The sequence below is a fragment of the Janthinobacterium sp. 78 genome, from assembly GCF_003096775.1.
Lineage (GTDB): Bacteria > Pseudomonadota > Gammaproteobacteria > Burkholderiales > Burkholderiaceae_D > Janthinobacterium > Janthinobacterium tructae.
Map to the genome: position 1 here is coordinate 3,249,962 of NZ_QENT01000001.1, position 21,057 is coordinate 3,271,018.

At 61.8% G+C, this 21,057-nt stretch carries 13 protein-coding genes and 2 tRNA genes; 10 read left to right on the forward strand and 5 right to left on the reverse strand.

From position 1 onward, the window contains the following. Positions 1-194 precede the first annotated feature (194 nt). The 5 genes from lon to C8C92_RS14315 all read left to right on the forward strand — a co-directional run bounded on the left by lon (position 195) and on the right by C8C92_RS14315 (position 5,715). On the forward strand, positions 195-2,606 hold the full coding sequence (gene lon / locus C8C92_RS14295) for an endopeptidase La (RefSeq protein ID WP_116744313.1): 2,412 nt from the start codon (positions 195-197) through the stop codon (positions 2,604-2,606). Between the two features lie 204 nt (positions 2,607-2,810). Next, positions 2,811-3,083 (forward strand): HU family DNA-binding protein, encoded by a 273-nt coding sequence (locus tag C8C92_RS14300; RefSeq protein WP_010398442.1) that lies wholly within the window; start codon positions 2,811-2,813, stop codon positions 3,081-3,083. 125 nt (positions 3,084-3,208) lie between these two features. Continuing rightward, positions 3,209-3,285, forward strand: a tRNA-Asp gene (locus C8C92_RS14305). Positions 3,286-3,302: 17 nt separating this feature from the next. Next, a tRNA-Asp gene (locus tag C8C92_RS14310) sits at positions 3,303-3,379 on the forward strand. Between the two features lie 410 nt (positions 3,380-3,789). Next, positions 3,790-5,715, forward strand: coding sequence for a SurA N-terminal domain-containing protein (locus tag C8C92_RS14315; protein WP_165829443.1), 1,926 nt, complete (start codon positions 3,790-3,792; stop codon positions 5,713-5,715). Between the two features lie 66 nt (positions 5,716-5,781). Here the strand turns inward: C8C92_RS14315 and C8C92_RS14320 are convergent, their stop codons facing one another. Continuing rightward, positions 5,782-6,414, reverse strand: coding sequence for an arylesterase (locus C8C92_RS14320; protein WP_165829594.1), 633 nt, complete (start codon positions 6,412-6,414; stop codon positions 5,782-5,784). 169 nt (positions 6,415-6,583) lie between these two features. On the opposite strand from C8C92_RS14320, the gene C8C92_RS14325 reads away from it, so the two are divergent. After that, positions 6,584-7,231 carry an ABC transporter ATP-binding protein gene (locus tag C8C92_RS14325; protein ID WP_207781084.1) on the forward strand — a complete coding sequence of 216 codons (648 nt, stop codon included), beginning with the start codon at positions 6,584-6,586 and terminating at the stop codon, positions 7,229-7,231. Positions 7,232-7,350: 119 nt separating this feature from the next. Here C8C92_RS14325 and C8C92_RS14330 read toward each other — a convergent pair whose 3' ends face one another. Next, positions 7,351-8,895 carry an NAD(P)H-hydrate dehydratase gene (locus tag C8C92_RS14330; RefSeq protein WP_116744315.1) on the reverse strand — a complete coding sequence of 515 codons (1,545 nt, stop codon included), beginning with the start codon at positions 8,893-8,895 and terminating at the stop codon, positions 7,351-7,353. A 133-nt stretch (positions 8,896-9,028) separates the two neighbouring features. Between C8C92_RS14330 and C8C92_RS14335 the strand changes: the two genes are divergently transcribed. Beyond that, positions 9,029-12,613, forward strand: a complete 3,585-nt coding sequence (locus C8C92_RS14335; protein ID WP_116744316.1) for a hydantoinase B/oxoprolinase family protein — start codon at positions 9,029-9,031, stop codon at positions 12,611-12,613. On the opposite strand, the gene C8C92_RS14340 is transcribed toward C8C92_RS14335, so the two are convergent. Continuing rightward, positions 12,595-13,563, reverse strand: a complete 969-nt coding sequence (locus C8C92_RS14340; RefSeq protein WP_165829444.1) for an AraC family transcriptional regulator — start codon at positions 13,561-13,563, stop codon at positions 12,595-12,597. The two genes, C8C92_RS14335 and C8C92_RS14340, sit on opposite strands and share 19 nt — an antisense overlap. Positions 13,564-13,741: 178 nt before the next feature. On the opposite strand from C8C92_RS14340, the gene C8C92_RS14345 reads away from it, so the two are divergent. The 3 genes from C8C92_RS14345 (at position 13,742) to C8C92_RS14355 (ending at position 18,164) form a co-directional block, all read left to right on the forward strand. Continuing rightward, a complete protein-coding gene (locus C8C92_RS14345; RefSeq protein WP_116744317.1) occupies positions 13,742-14,788 on the forward strand; it encodes an NAD(P)-dependent alcohol dehydrogenase in 1,047 nt (348 codons plus the stop codon). 296 nt (positions 14,789-15,084) lie between these two features. Continuing rightward, complete coding sequence (locus tag C8C92_RS14350) at positions 15,085-17,511, forward strand: membrane-bound PQQ-dependent dehydrogenase, glucose/quinate/shikimate family (RefSeq protein ID WP_116744318.1); 2,427 nt, start codon at positions 15,085-15,087, stop codon at positions 17,509-17,511. Between the two features lie 11 nt (positions 17,512-17,522). Beyond that, positions 17,523-18,164, forward strand: a complete 642-nt coding sequence (locus tag C8C92_RS14355) for a TetR/AcrR family transcriptional regulator (RefSeq protein WP_116744319.1) — start codon at positions 17,523-17,525, stop codon at positions 18,162-18,164. Positions 18,165-18,883: 719 nt separating this feature from the next. Here the strand turns inward: C8C92_RS14355 and C8C92_RS14360 are convergent. Beyond that, positions 18,884-19,093 carry a hypothetical protein gene (locus tag C8C92_RS14360; protein WP_099763910.1) on the reverse strand — a complete coding sequence of 70 codons (210 nt, stop codon included), beginning with the start codon at positions 19,091-19,093 and terminating at the stop codon, positions 18,884-18,886. A gap of 566 nt (positions 19,094-19,659) precedes the next feature. Continuing rightward, positions 19,660-20,781 (reverse strand): GGDEF domain-containing protein, encoded by a 1,122-nt coding sequence (locus C8C92_RS14365; RefSeq protein WP_243420212.1) that lies wholly within the window; start codon positions 20,779-20,781, stop codon positions 19,660-19,662. Positions 20,782-21,057 lie beyond the last annotated feature (276 nt).

The following is a 21,057-nucleotide window of genomic DNA, read 5'->3' on the forward strand; positions in this document are numbered from 1 at the left end:
TTCAATCGTAAAGCCACTCGCGGCGCTTAGCTGCGTGTGGCTTTTTTACTGTGAAAACTGCATTTGTTACAGTCATGCGGGTGTGTTTTGCGAAATAGACTCTATGTTTGTTTCACAGAATTATTTATTCTCGCCGGTCTTGTGTTTTGGCAGCGAGCGCCAACATCGTAAACACGCTTTCTATAAGGTACGCCATGACAACTTCCAAATTAACTGAGCAAACTCAACTGCCGTTATTGCCGTTGCGGGATGTCGTCGTTTTCCCGCATATGGTGATACCGCTGTTCGTTGGCCGTCCAAAGTCGATCAAGGCGCTGGAAGCTGCGATGGAGAACGGCAAGAGCATCATGCTTGCCGCTCAAAAGGCAGCCGCGAAGGACGAGCCGTCCCCTTCGGATATCTATGAAATTGGCTGTGTCGCCAATATTCTGCAAATGCTGAAGCTGCCCGATGGCACCGTCAAGGTGCTGGTCGAAGGCGCGCAGCGTGCCCGTATCAACCACATCAGCGATGCACCGACGCACTTCATCGCCGACCTGACGCCGCTCGAGTCCGAGCCGGGCGACGAGTCGGAAGTCGAAGCCATGCGCCGCGCGATCGTGCAGCAGTTCGACCAGTACGTCAAACTGAACAAAAAGATTCCACCGGAAATCCTCGCGTCCCTGTCGGGCATCGACGACGCCGGCCGCCTGGCCGACACGGTGGCTGCGCATTTGCCCCTGAAGTTGGAGCAAAAACAAGTCATCCTGGAAATTTTCAGCGTGGCCAAGCGCCTCGAACACCTGCTGGGTCAACTCGAAGGCGAGCTCGACATCTTGCAGGTGGAAAAACGCATCCGTGGTCGCGTCAAGCGCCAGATGGAAAAATCGCAGCGCGAGTACTACCTGAACGAGCAAGTCAAGGCGATTCAGAAAGAGCTGGGCGAGGGCGAAGATGGTGCCGACCTCGACGAGCTGGAGAAAAAAGTCGCTTCGGCCAAAATGCCGAAGGAAGCGCTCGACAAGGCTACCAACGAGCTGAAAAAGCTCAAGCTGATGTCGCCGATGTCGGCCGAAGCCACCGTCGTGCGCAACTACATCGACACCCTGGTCAACTTGCCTTGGAAAAAGAAATCCAAGGTCAATAACGACCTGGCGAATGCGGAAAAAGTGCTCGAGGGCGACCACTACGGCCTCGACAAGGTCAAGGAACGCATCCTGGAATACCTCGCGGTGCAACAGCGCGTCGACAAGCTCAAAGCGCCTATCCTGTGCTTCGTCGGTCCTCCTGGCGTCGGCAAGACCTCGCTGGGCCAGTCCATCGCCCGCGCCACGAACCGCAAGTTCGTGCGCATGGCCCTGGGCGGCGTGCGCGACGAAGCCGAGATCCGCGGCCACCGCCGCACCTACATCGGCTCGATGCCGGGCAAGATTCTGCAATCGCTGTCGAAAGTCGGCGTGCGCAATCCTCTGTTCCTGCTCGATGAAGTCGACAAGATGGGCGCCGATTTCCGTGGCGATCCTTCGTCGGCCCTGCTGGAAGTGCTCGATCCGGAACAGAACCACACGTTCTCCGACCATTACATCGAAGTCGATTTCGACTTGTCCGACGTGATGTTCGTGGCCACGTCGAACTCGTACAATATTCCGCCAGCCTTGCTTGACCGCATGGAAGTGATCCGTCTGTCCGGTTACACGGAAGATGAAAAGACCAGCATCGCGCAGCGCTATCTGCTGCCGAAGCAGATCAAGAACAATGGCTTGAAGGAAGAGGAAATCTCGGTGGCTGAGTCGGCCCTACGCGACATCATCCGCTACTACACGCGGGAAGCCGGTGTGCGTTCGCTCGAGCGTGAAGTGTCGAAGATCTGCCGCAAGGTAGTGAAGATGCTGCTGCTGAAGAAATCCGACAAGAAAGTCATCGTCAACTCGAAGAACCTGGATAAATTCCTCGGTGTGCGCCGCTATGATTTCGGTGTCGCAGAGAAAGAAAACCAGGTAGGCCAGGTGGTCGGTCTGGCATGGACGGAAGTGGGCGGCGATCTGCTGACCATCGAAGCCGTGTCGATGCCGGGCAAAGGCGGCATCATCCGCACCGGTACCTTGGGCGACGTCATGAAAGAGTCGATCGAGGCCGCCCGCACGGTGGTGCGCAGCCGGGCACAGCGCTTGGGCATCAAGGCGGACGTGTTCGAGAAGAGCGACATCCACATCCACGTGCCGGAAGGCGCGACACCGAAGGACGGTCCTTCGGCTGGCGCGGCCATGACGGTGGCGATGGTATCGGTCTACACGGGCATCCCCGTGCGTGCCGACGTGGCGATGACGGGCGAGATCACCTTGCGCGGCGAAGTGTTGCCGATCGGCGGCCTGAAAGAAAAACTGCTGGCGGCCCATCGCGGCGGCATCAAGACGGTCCTGATTCCAGAGCAGAATGTGAAAGACCTGGCCGAAATTCCGGACAACGTCAAGAACAAGTTGGAGATCGTGCCCGTGCGCTGGATCGATAAAGTGCTGGAAATCGCCCTCGAGCGCATGCCGGAACCCTTGGTCGAAGTCGCTGCAGTGGAGGCTGTCACGGCCGCTGCGGCCAAGCCTGACGCGGCTGGCGAGGTGGTAAAACACTAACGTTTTACCCCTGTTTTCCCCAAACAAGCGCTTTTAGAGCGCTTGTTTTATATTGAAACGTGAATTGCGCCCCCAAAGCGCTTGACACATATACAGTGTGGCTTGTTTAATACGCCTGCACATTTTTTTCGCCGGACAGCTGTGGTGCCAAAAGTGCCGCAACGATACGGTAATCGTTTTATACCTTTGTAATTGGGGATGCTAGTGAACAAGACTGAATTGATCGACCACATTGCTGAAAAAGCTGACATTTCCAAAGCCGCCGCTGCGCGCGCACTCGACGCTGTTATCGGCGGCGTGACGGAAACTTTGAAAAACAACGACAGCGTAACGCTGGTTGGTTTTGGCACTTTCTCGGTCAGCGAACGCGCTGAGCGTACCGGCCGCAATCCGCGTACGAAAGAAGCGATCACGATCGAAGCAGCAAAAGTTCCAAAATTTAAAGCTGGTAAAGCTTTGAAGGATGCTGTAAACTAACGGACTTCGGTGAGGTGACAATCACCGGAAACATTTGGCGGCGCTTTCGGGTGCCGCGATTTCAGGGTTGAAGTTCTTCGAACGTCAAGCCTGGATGCAAATGAAAGTAGTACTGTGTATTTTTCGGAGTGGTAGTTCAGTTGGTTAGAATGCCGGCCTGTCACGTCGGAGGTCGCGGGTTCGAGTCCCGTCCGCTCCGCCAAAAAAATACGCTCTTAAGGAGTGGTAGTTCAGTTGGTTAGAATACCGGCCTGTCACGTCGGGGGTCGCGGGTTCGAGTCCCGTCCGCTCCGCCAGAATATAGAAGCCCGCGCTGCTGAATAAGTAGCGCGGGTTTTTCTTTTCCAGCGCCAGATTATCTCGGCGCGCCTGCTTTTAAAATCCCGTCCTGCCGTTTTGAATAAAAACACCTGCGTTTAAATCCGCCTTAAGCTGCGTCCGGTTAAATGCACGAGCCCGGCGCCTTGCCGTCTGCGCGGCGCCAGGGCAGGGCGCGCGCCCTGATTTACTCTTGCTATAGCGCTATGGGCATTGTAGAATCAGGAGATAATGGCTTGGGCGTCAGAATCCTGCTTTAGTTCCAGCGCCAAGTTGTTGAATCTAAAGGGGAAGTGGACATCTGTCCCGTCCATTCCGCCGAAGAAATCAAGGCGAACGCATGTTCGCCTTTTTTTATAGTGATCCACTCATCCCGAATTGGCTGACCATGTTTGAATTTATTCGTACCCATCGACGCTTGATGCAGTTTCTCTTGATGCTGGTCATCGTCCCGTCTTTTGCACTGGTCGGTATCAGCGGCTACCAAAGCTTCGGCGATGAAGCGAACACCATCGCCAAGGTCGGCGACCAGGTCGTTACGCAGCAGCAATATGAAGAAGCGCAACGCCAGCAGATCGACCGCTACCGCCAGATGATGGGCGAGCAGTTCGACCAGAAAATGTTCGACACGCCGGAAGCGCGCCAGAGCATCCTCGACAACCTGATCGCCGAGCGCGCCGTGGCTGCCGAAGTGGGCCGCAGCCACCTGGTCATCAGCGATGCCGTACTGCAAAAGGAAGTGCTGGAAATCCCAGGCCTGACCTTGCCGGACGGTAAATTCGACCTGGAACGCTACAAGGCCATGCTGGCCGCGCAAGGCATGACGCCGCAAATGTACGATGCGCGCCGTCGCAGCGATATGGCCCTGCAGCAACTGGCTGGCGCCGTGCAAGGCACCGCCTTCGCGCCGAGCACTGTCTCCAAGCGCCTGTCCGACATCACCTCGGAAGAGCGTGAAGTGCAGGAACTGCTGCTGCCGATCGCCCAGTACGTGTCGGAAGTCAAAGTGACGGACGCCATGATCAAGGCTTTCTATGACAAGAACAGCAAGTTCTTCGAAATTCCGGAACAAGCCAAAATCGAATACGTCGTGCTGGACGACAGCGCTGCCGGCGAACAAGTCGACGTCACCGAAGCCGACGTCACCGGCTACTACGCGAAGAACCAGAAAGCCTATACGACGCCAGAAGCGCGCCAGGCGAGCCACATCCTCGTAGCCGTCAAGAAAGACGCCTCGGCCGCCGACAAGGCAGCCGCCAAGGCCAAGGCTGAAGCCATCCTGGCTGACGTGCGCAAAACGCCTGCCAGCTTTGCTGCCGTGGCCAAGGCCAAGTCGGAAGACCCGGCCTCCGCCGAACAGGGCGGCGACCTGGGCGTGATTGGCAAGGATGGCTTGCCGGCACCACTGCTGAGCGCGGTAAGCAAACTCAAGCAAGGCGAAATCAGCGATGTCGTCGCTTCCGATTTCGGCTACCACATTCTGACCGTCACCTCGCTCAAGCCACAGCACGTCAAGGCACTCGATGAAGTACGTGGCGAAATCACGGCCGACTTGCGCAAGCAATTTGCCGCCAAGAAGTATTCGGAAATGGCTACCGTCTTTACCGAGACTGTGTATGACCAATCGGACAGCCTGAAACCGGTGGCCGACAAGCTGAAACTGAAAGTGGAAAGCGTCGCCAACCTGTCGCGCACGCCGTCGCCAGCACTGGGCAAGGCGCCGTTCAACAACGCCAAGTTCCTGACCGCCATCTTCTCGAACGATTCGCTGAAAGACAAGCGCAACACGGAAGCCGTTACCGTTGCACCGAACGTGCTGATCGCTGGCCGCGTAGTGGAATTCAAGCCAGCCAGCAAGCGTCCGCTGGCTGAAGTCGAAGCGATGATCCGTCAGCGCGTGACGATGGAAGAAGCGGAAAAGCTGGCGAAGAAAGCCGGCGAAACCAAGCTGGCCGCCTTGAAGGCTTCCGGTGATGCGACCGGTTTCGGCGCCGCACAATGGGTGTCGCGCAGCAAGCTCGACGGCATCAACCGCGCCGCCATCGCGCAAGTCATGAAAGCTGACACGAGCAAGCTGCCAGCGTATGTGGGCGTGGACTTGCCAGCCCTGGGCTACGGCATCTACCGCATCGCCAAGGTGCAACAGCCGGCGCAAGTGGATGCAGCGCGCCGCCAGCAAGAGAAAGACCAGATCAGCGGCATCCTGGCACAACAGGAAATGTTCGATTACGTCGAGTACCTGAAAGCCAAGGCCAAGGTGAAGATCGTCAAGCCGGTCACCGCCCCGGCCGCCGCAGCGCCAGAAGCACCGTAATTAGTTTTAGCCCATAAAAATAGCCGCTTTTGAGCGGCTATTTTTTTGTCTGCCACATTGGCTGGCTTACTTGGCTTTCAGCAACGGCGCCAGTTGCGGCCAGATATTTTTCAAAATCGTCGGATGCGCCTGCGCATTCGGGTGCATGCGGTCGGCCTGGAACAGCTGCGGCTGGTCGGCGATGCCTTCGAACATGAAGGGCACCAGCGGCGCCTTCCATTCCTTCGCCAGCTTGCCGTACACGCCGTAAAACTGCTCGCCATAGGCGCGGCCATAGTTCGGTGGCATGCGCATGCCCACCAGCACCACCTGCGCGCCCGATTTTTTGGCGGCCTCACCCATGGCGCGCAGATTCGCTTCGGCGGCTGCCACGGGCAAGCCGCGCAAGCCGTCGTTGGCGCCCAGTTCGATCAGCACGACGTCGGGCTGGTGCTTCGTCAGCAGGGCGGGCAGGCGCGCGCGGCCGCCGCTGGTGGTCTCGCCGCTGATGCTGGCGTTGACGATGCGCGTGTCGTTCTTTTGCGCGGCCAGCCGCTGTTCCAGCAGCGCCACCCAGCCCGTGCCCCGCGCTAGGCCATATTCGGCCGAGAGACTATCACCGAGCACCAGCAGCGTTTTTGGTGCAGAATAGGCGTTCGTCATGCCTGACACCAGCAGCAGGGCTGCCGCAGGAAGCAGGGACAGCGTGCGCCGCCGCATGCGGCTGCTGTCCTTGACACTCATTTGTTCACGAATTTTTTTAAGATAGATCAGCATGCCCGAATTCCCTAAAGCGACTTCCACCAGTTTTCTCCCATCAGACGCAGCCGCCCAGCGGCCCGCCGCACTCAACAGTCAAAACAGCCAAAATGCCCGGCCGGCCATCGAAGTGGTCCAGCTGGCCAAGCGCGTACCCGATGCCGATGGTGAGCTGACCATCCTGCATCGAGTCGATTTTACCGTGCAAACGGCCGAGACGTTGGCCATCGTCGGCGCCTCCGGTTCCGGCAAGTCCACCTTGCTGGGCTTGCTGGCCGGCCTGGACACGCCCAGCGAGGGCAAGGTCATGCTCGACGGCACCGATATCTTCGCCCTCGACGAAGACGGCCGCGCCGGTTTCCGCAAGGAAAAGCTGGGTTTCGTCTTCCAGTCGTTCCAGTTGCTGGCGCACTTGACGGCGCTGGAAAACGTCATGCTGCCGCTGGAATTGCGCGGCGACCCGGACGCAAAGGAAAAGGCGCAAGCCATGCTGGGCAGAGTGAACCTGGGTAGCCGCCTGAAGCACCATCCCAAATACCTGTCCGGCGGCGAGCAGCAGCGCGTGGCCCTGGCGCGCGCCTTTGTCACGCAACCGCCGCTGCTGTTCGCCGACGAGCCGACGGGCAGCCTGGACGCCGCCACGGGCGAGGCCGTGATCCAGCTGATGTTCGAGCTGAACCGCGAACGGGGCTCGACCCTGGTGCTCGTCACGCATGACAGTTCCATTGCGGCCCGTTGCGGCCGCACCATCACGATTGCGGCGGGCAGGCTGGTGTGATTGCTGCTGGTGTTTGTCGGATTACGCGCTGCGCGCTAATCCGACCTACCCGACCTACCAGACCTCCGAGGTGTAGGTTGGATTAGCGCAGTGTAATCCAACACACCCACGCCATACGCTTATGCCGACAACGCATTGATCAGCTTGCGGATGGCCGGGATCAGTTCCCCGGCCGTCAGGCCGATGGGGCCGCTGCCTGCCGCCACCAGCGCATCGGCGGCTGCCCCATGCAGCCAGACGGCGCCGAGCGCCGCTTCCCATTCGGGCCAGCCCTGCGCCAGCAGGCTGCCGCACAGGCCGGACAGCACGTCGCCCGTGCCGGCCGTCGCCAGCGCGGGGCCGCCCGTGTTGTTGACCACCACGCTGCCATCCTGCGCGGCGATCACCGTGCCCGACCCTTTCAATACGACGATGACGCCCAGCTGCGCCGCCAGCTGGCGCGCCGCGCCCAGGCGGTCGGCTTGCACCTCGGCCACCGTCATGTCGAGCAGGCGTGCCGCTTCCAGCGGGTGTGGCGTCAAGATCGTCGCGCCCGCGCCCGTGCGCACGGCCAGCGCCGATTGCAGTTCCGGCTCGGCCGCCATCAGGTTCAGCGCATCGGCGTCGAGCAGCAGCGGGCTGTCGCTCTCGAACGTGCGCTGCAGCAGCTCCACCGTATCGCCGTCGTCGCCCAGGCCTGGCCCCGCCACCAGGGCGGCAAAGTGCAGGCCTGAGAAATCCACGTCCTGGGCGCGGCGGCACATCAGCTCCGGCTGGCCGCTGTCAAACGCGGGCGGCGTGTCGGGAAAGGCGATATACACTCGTCCCGCGCCCGCATGCAGGGCCGTGCGGGCCGCCAGGATGGGCGCGCCTGCCATGCCGTGCGCGCCGCCGATGATGGCCACGCTGCCATAGCTGCCCTTGTGCGTGTTCTGGCGTCGTGGCTGCAGCTGGCGGGCGAACAGGTGCAGGCCGCCCAGCTGTGCCTTCGCCGCAGGCAGCTGGGAGGGATCGATGGCCAGCGCGGCCACTTCCACTTCGCCCGCATAGTCGCGGCCATTCGCCGTGTGCAGGCCCGGTTTGTCGCCGATGAAGGTGAGCGTCTGTGTGGCGCGGATGGCCACGCCGTCGATGGCGCCCGTGTCCGCGTGCAGGCCGCTGGGCACGTCGAGTGCCAGCACGGGGCATGCCAGATTGTTGACCAGTTGCGCCATGTCGCGGCATTCGCCGTCCAAGGGGCGCGACGCGCCGATGCCGAACAGACCGTCGATGACCAGGTGCCAGGGCGCGGCGCCCATCGCGGCCGACGCCGTGGACGTTGCCGCTTCCATCAGGCGCGCGGCGCTGTTGCGGGCGCGGCTCAGGGCCTGTTCGCGCTCGGGCGAGGTGGCTTGTGCCTCGGGCGCCAGCCATATCAGCACCTCGGTGCCGCTGCCGGCCAGGTGCGCGGCCGCTTCCAGCGCATCGCCGCCGTTGTCGCCGGGGCCGGCCAGCACCAGTACGCGCCGGTGGCCGTCGTCGCCGCCATCTTCCTGGGCGTGCAGCAGCTTCAGGGCGGCACTGGCGGCGGCCTGGCCCGCGCGCTGCATCAGCAGGCCTTGCGGCAGGTCGCGCATGGCCGCTTGTTCGATGGCGCGCAGTTCGGCGATGGAATACAGCGGTGTTGCAGAGTCGATCAGGGGCATGGAGCGTGTTCCGTTAGTCAGCATGCCTTCAACATAAGGCCGAACCGGGTGAAAGGCAAGGCGCACACGCCTGAAACGCCCCCCTGTTTGGCGGCTACAATAGCCATCTCACATAAGTACGGGGGGCAGGACGATGGATTGGCAATTCTGGATCGACCGGGGCGGCACCTTTACGGACATCGTGGCGCGCCGTCCCGACGGCAGCCTGGCCACGCATAAACTGCTGTCGGAGAACCCGGGCCAGTACCGCGACGCGGCGCTGGCCGGCATGCGCCGGCTGATGGGCCTGGCGCTTGACGCGCCCCTGCCCGTGGAGCGGGTGGGCGCCATCAAGATGGGCACCACCGTGGCGACCAATGCGCTGCTCGAACGCAAGGGCGAACCGACCGTGCTGGCCATCACGCGCGGTTTTCGCGACGCCTTGCGCATCGCCTACCAGAACCGCCCGCAGCTGTTCGCGCGCCAGATCATCTTGCCGGAACTGCTATATGGCGACGTGATCGAAATCGATGAACGCCTGGGCGCCCACGGCGAGGTGGTCACGCCGCTCGATGAAGTAGCCGCATGCGCCGCCCTGGAACAGGCTTATGCGCGCGGCGTGCGCGCCATCGCCGTCGTGCTGATGCACGGCTATCGCTACCACGCGCACGAGGCGCGGGTGGCGCAGCTGGCGCGCGAAGCCGGTTTTACGCAAGTGTCCGTGTCGCACGAGGTCAGCCCCATGATGAAGCTGGTGGCGCGCGGTGACACCACGGTGGTCGACGCCTATCTGTCGCCGATTCTGCGCCGCTATGTCGACCAGCTGGCGATGGAGCTGCCCGGCGTGCACCTGCAATTCATGCAGTCGAACGGCGGCTTGACGGATGCGCGCGCCTTCCAGGGCAAGGACAGCATCTTGTCCGGCCCCGCGGGCGGCATCGTCGGCATGGTGCGCGCCAGCGCGCTGGCCGGTTTCGATAAGGTCATCGGCTTCGACATGGGCGGCACTTCGACGGACGTGTCGCATTACGCGGGCGAATTCGAACGCGTGTTCGAGACGCAGATCGCCGGCGTGCGCATGCGCGCGCCCATGATGAGCATTCACACGGTGGCCGCCGGCGGCGGCTCCATCTTGCACTTCGACGGCGCCCGCTACAAGGTGGGGCCGGACAGCGCGGGCGCCAACCCCGGCCCCGCCAGCTACCGGCGCGGCGGCCCGCTGGCCGTCACCGACTGCAACGTCATGCTGGGCAAGCTGCAGCCGGCCTTCTTTCCCCGCGTCTTCGGCCCCGACGCCGATGAAGCGCTGGACGCGGCCACCGTGCGCGCCCAGTTCGCAGCGCTGGCGCGCACGGTGAACGCGACGCCGGAACAGGTGGCCGAAGGCTATGTCGCCATCGCCGTGGGGAACATGGCCAACGCCATCAAGCAGATTTCCGTGCAGCGCGGTCACGACGTTACCGAATACACGCTCACCAGCTTTGGCGGTGCGGGTGGCCAGCACGCCTGCCTGGTGGCCGACGCGCTGGGCATGCGCACGGTCTTCATCCACAGCCTGGCGGGCGTGATGTCGGCCTACGGCATGGGCCTGGCCGACCAGAGCGCCATGCGCGAACAGGCCATCGAGGCGGCATTGGGCGTGGACCTGGCCGCCGATTTTATGCAACTGGGCGAGCTGGCGCGGGGCGACTTGCTGCGCCAGGGCGTGGAGCTAGACCGCATCGCGCTGGTGTCGCGCGTGCATTTGCGCTATGAAGGCACGGATACGGCCCTCGTCGTGCTGTTCGATACGCTGACGGGCATGCAGGCGCAGTTCGAAGCGGCGTACAAAAAGCGCTTTTCCTTTTTGATGCCGGCGCGCGCCTTGATCGTCGAAGCCATTTCCGTGGAAGCCATCGGCGCGTCCGATGCGCCGGCAGTGGCCACGCCGGTCCATGCGCCGCGCGCCGGCGCGCTGGCGCCATTGGCGACGGTGGCCATGTACTGCGCCGGCGCCTGGCGCGACAGCGGCCTGTATGGGGCAGACAGCCTGCGTCCTGGCGACGCCATCGATGGCCCGGCCATCGTCAGCGATGCCAACGCCACCACCGTGATCGAACCGGGCTGGCGCGCGGACGTGACGGCGCACGGCCATTTGATCTTGCGCAGAGTCGCCGCCTTGCCCGAGCGGCACGCCAAGGGTTTGCCAACAGCGACGGGCGCCGACCCCGTGATGCTGGAAATTTTCAATAACCTCTTCATGTCGATTGCCGAGCAAATGGGCCTGCGCCTGCAAAATACGGCCCATTCCGTCAACATCAAGGAGCGGCTCGATTTCAGCTGCGCCATCTTTGACGCACAAGGTCATTTGATCGCGAATGCGCCGCATATGCCCGTGCATCTGGGTTCCATGGGCGAGAGCATCCGCACCGTCATGACGCGCAACGCGGGCGCCATGCGGCCGGGCGACGTCTTCATGCTGAACGACCCCTATCACGGCGGCACGCACTTGCCTGACGTGACGGTCATTTCCCCCGTCTTCGATGCAGCGGGCGAGGCCATCCTGTTCTACGTGGGTTCGCGCGGCCACCATGCGGACATCGGCGGCACCACGCCCGGCTCGATGCCGCCCGACTCCACGCGCATCGAGCAAGAGGGCGTGTTGATCGACAATTTCAAGCTGGTCGACGGCGCCACGGGCGTGATGCGCGAAGAGGCAACCCTGGCCCTGCTGGCGGGCGCCAGCTGGCCGGCGCGCAAGCCGCAGCAGAATGTGGCCGACCTGCGCGCCCAGGTGGCGGCCAACCAGAAGGGGGCCGAGGAACTGCATAACATGGTCGCGCATTTCGGTTTGCCGGTCGTGCAAGCCTACATGGGCCATGTGCAGGACAACGCCGAGGAAGCCGTGCGCCGGGTCATCACGACCCTGAAAGATGGCAGCTACGCTTTGGCGCTGGATAACGGCGCGCAGATCAAGGTGGCGATCAGGGTTGACGTGGCGGCACGCAGCGCCGTCATCGACTTCACGGGGACCTCAAGCCAGCTGCCGAACAATTTCAACGCGCCATCCGCCGTCTGCATGGCGGCCGTGCTGTACGTGTTCCGCACCCTGGTCGACGACGACATCCCCCTGAACGCGGGCTGCCTGAAGCCTTTGACCGTGATCATCCCGCCCGGCTCGATGCTCAATCCGCAGTACCCGGCCTCCGTCGTCTCGGGCAATGTGGAAACCTCGACCTGCATCACCAACGCCCTGTATGGCGCGCTGGGGGCGATGGCCGCCTCGCAGGGGACGATGAACAATTTCACGTTCGGCAGCGAAAAGTACCAGTATTACGAGACGATATCGGGCGGTTCGGGTGCCGGTCCCGGCTTCGACGGCACGGACGTGGTGCAGACGAACATGACCAATTCGCGCCTGACGGACCCGGAAATTCTGGAATGGCGCTTCCCCGTGCGGCTGGACAGCTACAGCATCCGCGCCGGCTCCGGCGGGGCGGGGCGCTGGCACGGCGGCAATGGCGGCGTGCGCCGGGTGCGCTTTCTTGAACCGATGACGGCGGCGATCCTGTCTAACAACCGTATCCATCCGCCTTTCGGCATGGCTGGCGGCGCGCCGGGCGCGCTGGGACGCAATTACGTCGAGCGGGTGGACGGCACGGTGGAGCATCTGGCGCATATCGGAAAGACCGACATGCAAGCAGGCGACGTCTTTGTCATCGAAACGCCGGGCGGCGGCGGTTACGGCAAGCCGGAATAGGCCCTGTCAGCACTGGCATTGGCGCCGCTCAGTTGCGCGCGCACCTGGCCCACGTCGCGCATGGGCGCGCGGCCGAACTGGCGGCTGTATTCGCGGCTGAACTGCGATTCGCTGGCGTAGCCGACGCGGTAGCCGGCCGTGCCGGCGTCGATCTGCTCGACCAGCATCAAGCGTCGCGCTTCCTGCAGCCGCAGCAGCTTCTGGTACTGCATCGGCGTCATCGCCGTAATCGCCTTGAAATGGTGGTGCAGCGACGACATGCTCATGTTCGCCATGCCGGCCAGGTGCTCGATGCGCAGCGGCTGCGCGTAATGGTGCTTGATCCAGTCGATGGCTTGCCCCACCTGGTGCGACTGGCTGCTGGCCAGCGCCATGTGGCGCAGGCGCGCGCCGACGGGGCCATTGAGCAGGCGGTACGTCAGCTCGCGACGGATCAATGGCGCCAGCGCGGCGATTTCCCCCGGTTTGTCGAGCAGGCGCACGAGGCGCAGCATGGCGTCGAGCAGCTCGGGCGAGACGTCGCTGACGGAAATGCCGCGCGTGGCGGGCAGGATTTTCTGCTGCGCGCTGCCAGCTGCGCCACTGGTGCTTTCGCTGTCGAGCAGCGCCGCCACGTCGGCGATGTCGATGCCCAGCACCACGCATAAATGCGGCTGTTCTTCGCTCGCTTGCGCCACGCGCACCTGCACTGGCAGGTCGACGGAGGTCAGCAGATACTGCATGCGGCTGTAATGGAAGGTTTCCGTGCCCAAGGTGACGTCTTTCGCCCCCTGCGCGATGATCGCCACGCTGGGGCGCGCCGCATGGAACAGCGACTCGGTGACCGAAGACTGGCGGTGAAACGTGAGGTTGCCGATGGCCGTGGCGTAGTCGCCGTTGCGCGGCGCGTGGCGGCTGATCAGGGCGGCGATTTCATCTTGCGGGGGGATCTGTGTGGACAGGGTGGACATGTGGGCCAGTATGCGTCAGGTAGGGAAGGGCAGGGCGTGATCTTACGCAGATTTGGAGGATCGTGCAAAGGTCTTGCAGGATCGCGGTAACGGCTCGCGGGCTTCTCGGGCACACTTGTGCAATCGCATGCAAGGCACGCGTCCCCTTCGTCACACACATATAGATACAGGAGTTTTCATGACCACCATCGCCAAAGGCTACGCCGCACTGGGCCCGACTTCCGCACTGCAACCGTTCACGTTCGAGCGCCGCGCCCCGCGCGAAGACGACGTGGCCATCTCTATCAAATACTGTGGCGTATGCCATTCCGACATCCACCAGGCGCGCGACGAATGGGGCGGCGCAGCCTTCCCGATGGTGCCCGGCCATGAAATCGCCGGCGTCGTCACGGCCGTCGGCGCCAATGTCAGCAAGTTCAAGGTGGGCGACCACGTGGGCGTGGGCTGCTTCGTCGATTCCTGCACCACCTGCAAGACGCGCAACGTGGACCTGGAACAGTACATGCCAGGCCTGATTCAGACCTACAACGGTGTCGAAGCCGATGGCAAGACGGCCACGCAGGGTGGCTACTCGGACAGCATCGTCGTCAAGGAAGGCTATGTGCTGTCGATTCCCGACAACCTGCCGCTGGACGCCGCCGCGCCGCTGCTGTGCGCCGGCATCACGCTGTATTCGCCGCTGAACCACTGGAAGGCCGGCCCTGGCAAGCAAGTCGCCATCCTGGGCATGGGTGGCCTGGGCCACATGGGTGTGAAAATCGCCCACGCCATGGGCGCCGAAGTGACGGTGCTGAGCCAGACCCTGTCGAAGCGCGAAGACGGCCTGCGCCTGGGCGCGGACCATTACTACGCCACCAACGATGCGGAAACGTTTACAAAGCTGGCCGGCACGTTTGATTTGATCATCTGCACCGTGGGCGCCTCCATCGACTGGAACCAGTACATCAACCTGCTGAAAGTCGATGGCAACATGGTCATCGTCGGCATCCCCGACGGCGCCGTGCCGCCCGTGAACGCCTTCGGCCTGGTCGGCGCGCGCCGCAGCCTGTCCGGTTCCATGATCGGCTCGATCAAGGAAACCCAGGAAATGCTGGATTTCTGCGGCAAGCACAATATTGTGTCGGATATCGAGATCATCCGCATCCAGGATATCAATGAGGCGTTTGAGCGAGTAGTGAAGAGCGACGTCAGATATCGTTTTGTGATCGACATGGCATCGCTGTAACAACCGGCGCGCCTGTGTTTGTTGGATTACGCGCTTTGCGCTAATCCAACCTACGCATTAAACCCGGCCAAGTCCGGTAGGTCGGGTAGGTCGGATTAGCGCGAAAGCGCGTAATCCGACAATCCCCCAACGCCCTCATCCCCGCCAAAAATCAAGCTCCCACATCAATTTTTCTTTCCTTGCGTCAAAAATCGGCATAAAATGAAACCGTACAGTACAGTTTCACTACGTAGATTTAAAAAATCAGCCATCCCTCGGCGTGTTTGCCTGGGCAGGGGAGGCGTCATGGATAAAAAATGGACACTTCAACAAAGAACGGAGCGGCGGCGATCCCGGCGGTCTCCAGGGGCAAGCGCATAGCGCTGGCGGTTTTTGGTATTTTCCTCGGACTTTCCGGCCTGGCCCTGGCGGCGGGCGGCATCGAACTCATCACCCTTGGCGGTTCCTGGTATTACCTGCTGGCCGGTCTCGGCCTGATCCTGGCCGGCGTGCTGTATGTGCGCCGCAAGCCCTTCGCCAGTGGCGTTGTCGGCGTGCTGGTGCTGGCCACCTTGCTGTGGGCCGTGTGGGAAATCGGCTTCGCCTTCTGGCCCATGGTGCCGCGCCTGGCACCGTTCCTCGTTATCGGCCTGGTCGCCGCCTTGCTGCATCCTTGGCTGGCCGGTCGTGCACACGCTGGCCAGTCGCGCGGTTTCGCCGCGCTGTTTGCCGTCGTGCTGGCAGCCGGTTTCGCTGCCATGTTCAAGCCGCATGGCGTGCTGGATGCCACCGCGCAGCCGCAGCAGGATGCCGTGACGGCCATCAATGACGGCAGCGCCAACTGGGCGCATTACGGCTATGGGCCGACGGGCACGCGCTTCGCGCCGTACACGCAGATCGACAAGGCCAATGTCGACCAGTTGCAAGTGGCGTGGAGCTACCGCACGGGCGAGGTGGCCGAAGGCGCTTCCGAAGCGCAGAATACGCCGCTGCAGATCGGCGACACCATCTATACGTGTACGCCGACCAGCAAGGTGATCGCGCTCGACGCGGACACGGGCAAGCAGCGCTGGACCTTCGACCCGAAGCCGGCCAACATCAAAACATGGAACCGCTGCCGCGGCGTCGGCTACTACGAGCCGGCGAAAGTGACGAATCCGTTCCGTTTTGACGGCATGCAGGCGGCCAGCGCGCCGGTGGCGGGCGCCTGCGCGAAGCGCATCGTGCAAGTGACCATGGATGCGCGTCTGATTCAGATCGACGCGCAGACGGGCAAGCAGTGCGAAGGCTTCGGCGACAAGGGCTCCGTCGACCTGACCGTCGGCCTGGGCAAAGTGAAAATGAACGTGCCGTACTACGCCTACACGTCGGCACCCACGGTGGCGCGCAACCTGATCATCCTCGGCGGCTGGGTCTTTGACGGTCGCTCCACCGATGAACCATCGGGCGTCGTGCGCGCCTACAGCGCCGACACGGGGGAACTGGTGTGGGCCTGGGATCTGGGCAATCCGGCCATTACCAAGCTGCCGCCGGAAGGGCAGACCTACACGCGCAGCACGCCGAACATGTGGTCGGCGCCCGCTTTTGATGATGCACTGGGCCTGGTGTACCTGCCGACGGGGAATGAGCAGCCCGACTTCTGGGGCGGCAAGCGTCCGCCGCTGACGGAAAAATATGCGTCGGCCATCGTCGCCCTCGACATGGCCACGGGCCGCGAGCGCTGGACGTATCAAACCGTCCACCACGATATCTGGGATTACGACGTGGCCGCGCAGCCGGCCCTGTACGATGTCCCGGACGGCAAGGGCGGCAAAATCCCCGCGCTGGTGCAGCTGACCAAGCGTGGCCAGATCTTCATGCTGGATCGCCGCACGGGCAAGCCCATCGCCGAAGTCATCGAAAAAGCCGTGCCGCAGGAGCACGCGGCCGGCGACTGGGTGTCAAAAACGCAGCCATACTCCACCGGCATGCCGGCCCTCGGTGCTGATACGCTGACGGAGCGCGACATGTGGGGCGCCACCTTCTTCGACCAGCTGGCGTGCCGCATCAGCTTCCGCAAGCTCAATTACCAGGGCGAGTTCACGGCGCCCAGCACCCGCGAAACGCTGATTTATCCGGGCTACTACGGGGGCTTCAACTGGGGCGGCGCGGCCGTCGATGAAAGCAATGGCTATATGTTCGTCAACGACATCCGCATGCCGCAAGTGGTCAAGCTGGTGCCGCGCGAAACGGTGGACGTGGCCAAGCTGACGGCTGGCCACGGCGTGGGCAGCACCTATCCGATGGATGGCACGCCGTTCGTCATCGACCACAAGGCCTTCAATTCGCCGCTGGGCATACCCTGCCAAAGCCCGCCCTGGGGCGTGTTTGCCGCCATCGACCTCAAGACGAAGAAAAAAGTGTGGGAGCGTCCGGCCGGCACGGTGCAGGATGCGGTGGTCAATGGCGTCAAGGCGAGGCTGCCCATCCCGCTGGGCATGCCGACCCTGGGCGGCGGCATGAGCACGGCGTCAGGCCTGGTGTTTTATGCGGGCACGCAGGATTACTATCTGCGCGCCATGGATATCGCCACGGGCCGTGAAGTGTGGAAGGCGCGCATGCCGGTCGGTTCGCAAGGCACGCCGATGACGTATGTGTCGCCAAGGTCGGGCCGCCAGTACGTCGTGGTGGTGGCGGGCGGCGCCCGCCAGAGTCCGGACCGGGGAGATTACGTGATAGCATACGCGCTTCCCAAGACACAGTAAGAGTTTGCTTCATGCCCCAGTTGCGCACCGTTCCAGCTTCCCCGAGTACCCGAAGCGAGGAGCGGCGCCGCAAGCTGTTGGTGGCGGCGGCGGACCTCTTCCTCGCCTCCGGCTACGACGGCGTCAGCATGGATGCCATCGTGGCCGAGGCGGGCGGCTCGAAAGCCACCGCCTACCGCTACTTCGGCAGCAAGCAGGAGCTGCTGGTGGCGGTGGTCGAATATCTGTGCGCCGACTTCATCATCGCCCTGCGCCAGCTCGATACCTCGCAAGCCGGCCTGGAACAGGGCTTGCAGCTGATCCTCGATGAACTGGTAGCCGTCGTCACCAGCCCCCGCCACGTGGATTTCTACCGACTGGTCGTCACGGGCGCGGCTGCCGTGCCGGCCGTGGGCCAGACCTGGTACGAGCACGGCCCGCAAGTGTGGCATGCATTGATCTTGCGCCTGCTGGAGCAGCAGCGCGCCCAAGGCCGCATCGCGCCCGATACCTCGTTTTCCAACCTGCCGCAGATTTTGTTCGACGCCGTCTTCTCGCACCTGACCACGCGCACCGTCATGCTGGGGCAGGGCGGCGATGCAGCCACGTTCCGGCCGTTGATTGCGGAGTTGATTGAACTGGTGGTGGCGAGGGTGGCGCGCAGGGCGGATTAGGCCCGGTAGGTCCGTAATCCGACTGTGCTGAAAGGTAAGCAGCTGAAGCCATCGGCAGCATTGCTTTAGCCGTGGCATTAGTCTTGCCAGGAAAACCTGCGCCATCTTATCCCTGGCCGTCGTGTACGTCTGCTTTGGCCCCAAAGCAGAAGTTCGGTCAATGAATTGACTCTAGACTCAGAATATTTCCATTCAGTAATTGTGCCTTCACCTGAGTATTCTTAGCGCGTAGAACATGTCGCCCAACCGATTGAATATACCCACAGTCACACCCTGGCCCTTCAGTCTGCGTAGTATAAGAATGTCCGTCAATATCGAAATCAATATATCCGTAACCAGGTTTGTTAAACGTTTTATTGACTTTTAGCGTCCCCGTCACTATTGATACATTGCCTTCTCGAAGCGCAGTACGACAGGTTAAAGTATCGAGCCAACCTTCAGTCATGGAATAGGCAGTTACGAAAAAGAAAATTCCTCCGAAAAAAGTCTGGACAATAAGGCCCGCAAGACCACTCATACCTTTAACCCAGCACTTCCGGCGCCAGCTTGCCCATAGCAATGCCATCCCGATTAGAAGATGTGGCACCGTGAACAGGAAACTTCCATAGGAAGTTGGCGCATTAACTGCCGAGTACAATATTGTTGACATTTGATATAAGAAATTTTGTTGGCGAAGTCAGATGCTATGGCTGCTCCTGGCCGGCAGCAGGCGGTTTAGGTCAGGCTTCCAGAGGCTTGCCGTCGATGAGTACGCGAAATCGCTCACCTGAAAACCCCGCCCGGTGGCTACCGTAAATGGCCTTGCCGATAGACTCATACCATTTGGAATCGGTGGCCTCGACAGAAACGGTCATGTCCGGGTTGTCGGCACCGATTTTCTCAAGAGCTTCCGCGACCTCACTTGTTGAGCGTAGTTTGACACCATTCAAGTCTACGCCGTCATTGTCGGAAATTCGCAATACAACTAAGTAACCCCCAATAAATTATTGTGATTTCTGACTTCCATAACCGGCGCTCTGCGGTGTTGCCCGCTGCTAGCAGTGCTCGCACTGCGTCGCAGCGGGCGCCTTGCAGAGCATCCGGTTCTGTTCGTCATAACTTCACAATAATTTCCCACGACCTACTTAGTAGTGTTGGCGCGGGTGAAGCGTAGGTCGGATTAGCGGCGACACGCCGCGTAATCCGACGCTACGGCGCCAACAATGGTGTCGGATTACGCTACGCTAATCCGACCTACGTGACTACACGCTCAGGGGCGAGCGTTAATCGAAGCTGCGCGGCTTGCCTTCGCGCCGGGCATGCACTCGACGCAGCACGCGCCGCTGCCAGGTTGGCGTGTGTGCTGCCGCCTTGCCGGCCGATGATTGCGGCGTTGATTGAACGGGTGGTGGCGACGGTGGCGCGCAGGGCGGATTAAGCCCCAGGAGCGGCTGGCAAACTTTCAACGTACGTCACTGCAGCTCAGCAAACTGTGCAGACATACAAAGCTTCCGGTTTATGCGCAGAGCATTTCCGAGCTGGCAAGCGTGCAGCCACGCCCCTGCGACTTGGCTTTGTAGAGCGCGACGTCGGCACGTTCAAGCATATTCTCCATGGTGTCGGTATTGTGCATGCGCATGGCGATGCCTCCGCTGTAAGAGAGTTCGAACCCCAGCTCCTTGAGCGAATGCCGCGCCAGCCACTGCCGCAGGCGTTCGTCGTAAGCCATGATCGACGCAAAGTCGGCACGGTTGAGGAGCACACAGAATTCCTCGCCGCCGTAGCGGCAGAAGAGATCGCCGACACGGCTGACGGCCCGTAAGCCAGCGACGAAAACTTGCAGCGCCCTGTCGCCACCGGCATGGCCGTGCTGGTCGTTGATTTGCTTGAAATAGTCCAGGTCAAGCATCAACACGCCGAGCGGCTGCTTGTATCGCAAGCTGCTGGCCAGGTCGATCTCGGACTTCAGTACCCAGGCGCGGCGGTTCAACGCGCCGGTCAGACCGTCCAGCGTCGCCAGCCGTTCCAGTTCCCGGGCTGCCTCGTCGCGGTGTGCCAGAAGAATGGCCACCACCGACATCATCATCATCGAGTTCGATGACAAGGCAAACACTCGGTTGATCAGATACGGTCCAAAAAAATTCGGAAACTCGGCGGTGTAGAACGCGCCCAGCACGGCGCGGCCGGCAAGTACCAGCATTTGAACTGTCAGGCAGATGATTAATAGCCAGCGCCAGCGTCCGACTGCCAACTGTGGCGTACGGCACAGGGGAACTATGATGGTTGCAATCTGTAACGCCAGCAGGCCATTCGCCCAGCCTACCCTGAATGGATAGTCGGAAAAACCGATGCTGTAACCGACTGTCATCAGTATGGCGATGGCGGCTGGAGCGCGAGCACTCGCCTTGCGCCCGTACCACAATTGAAAGGCCATGGCGTTGAATACCATGCCGCCCGAGACGCTGCCCATTGCCATCGTCGACAGCAGGTGATCGGCCCAGCTGCCCCGTTCAAAGGAGTTTGAGCACAGCAGGAAAATCCACCCCAACGTTTGCAGTATGATGCCGGCTTGTGCATACCGCGCGGCACGGTTCACACGCCCCATGAAGTAGGGGAGCGCCACGGCCATGATCGACATGTTGAGTGTCATGCCAAAGAACAGGGTCGATACATCCGTTATAGCCACTATCGCACTTTCAAAATAAGCCAGGAAACGGCATTATCCCAAGAAACCTGCATGCAGATGGAAAATCGATACTAACTTACATGCTCCCGGCCGGCTGCCGTCGCCGGGAGTGGTCGCGCCGAAGCAGACTTCACAGAAAATCGGTTTCGTGAAAATGCGCCTATGCGTAGATCGCACGCACCCCCATTACGTTCACACATGGCATCGGGACTGTCGATGAAGCTGGTC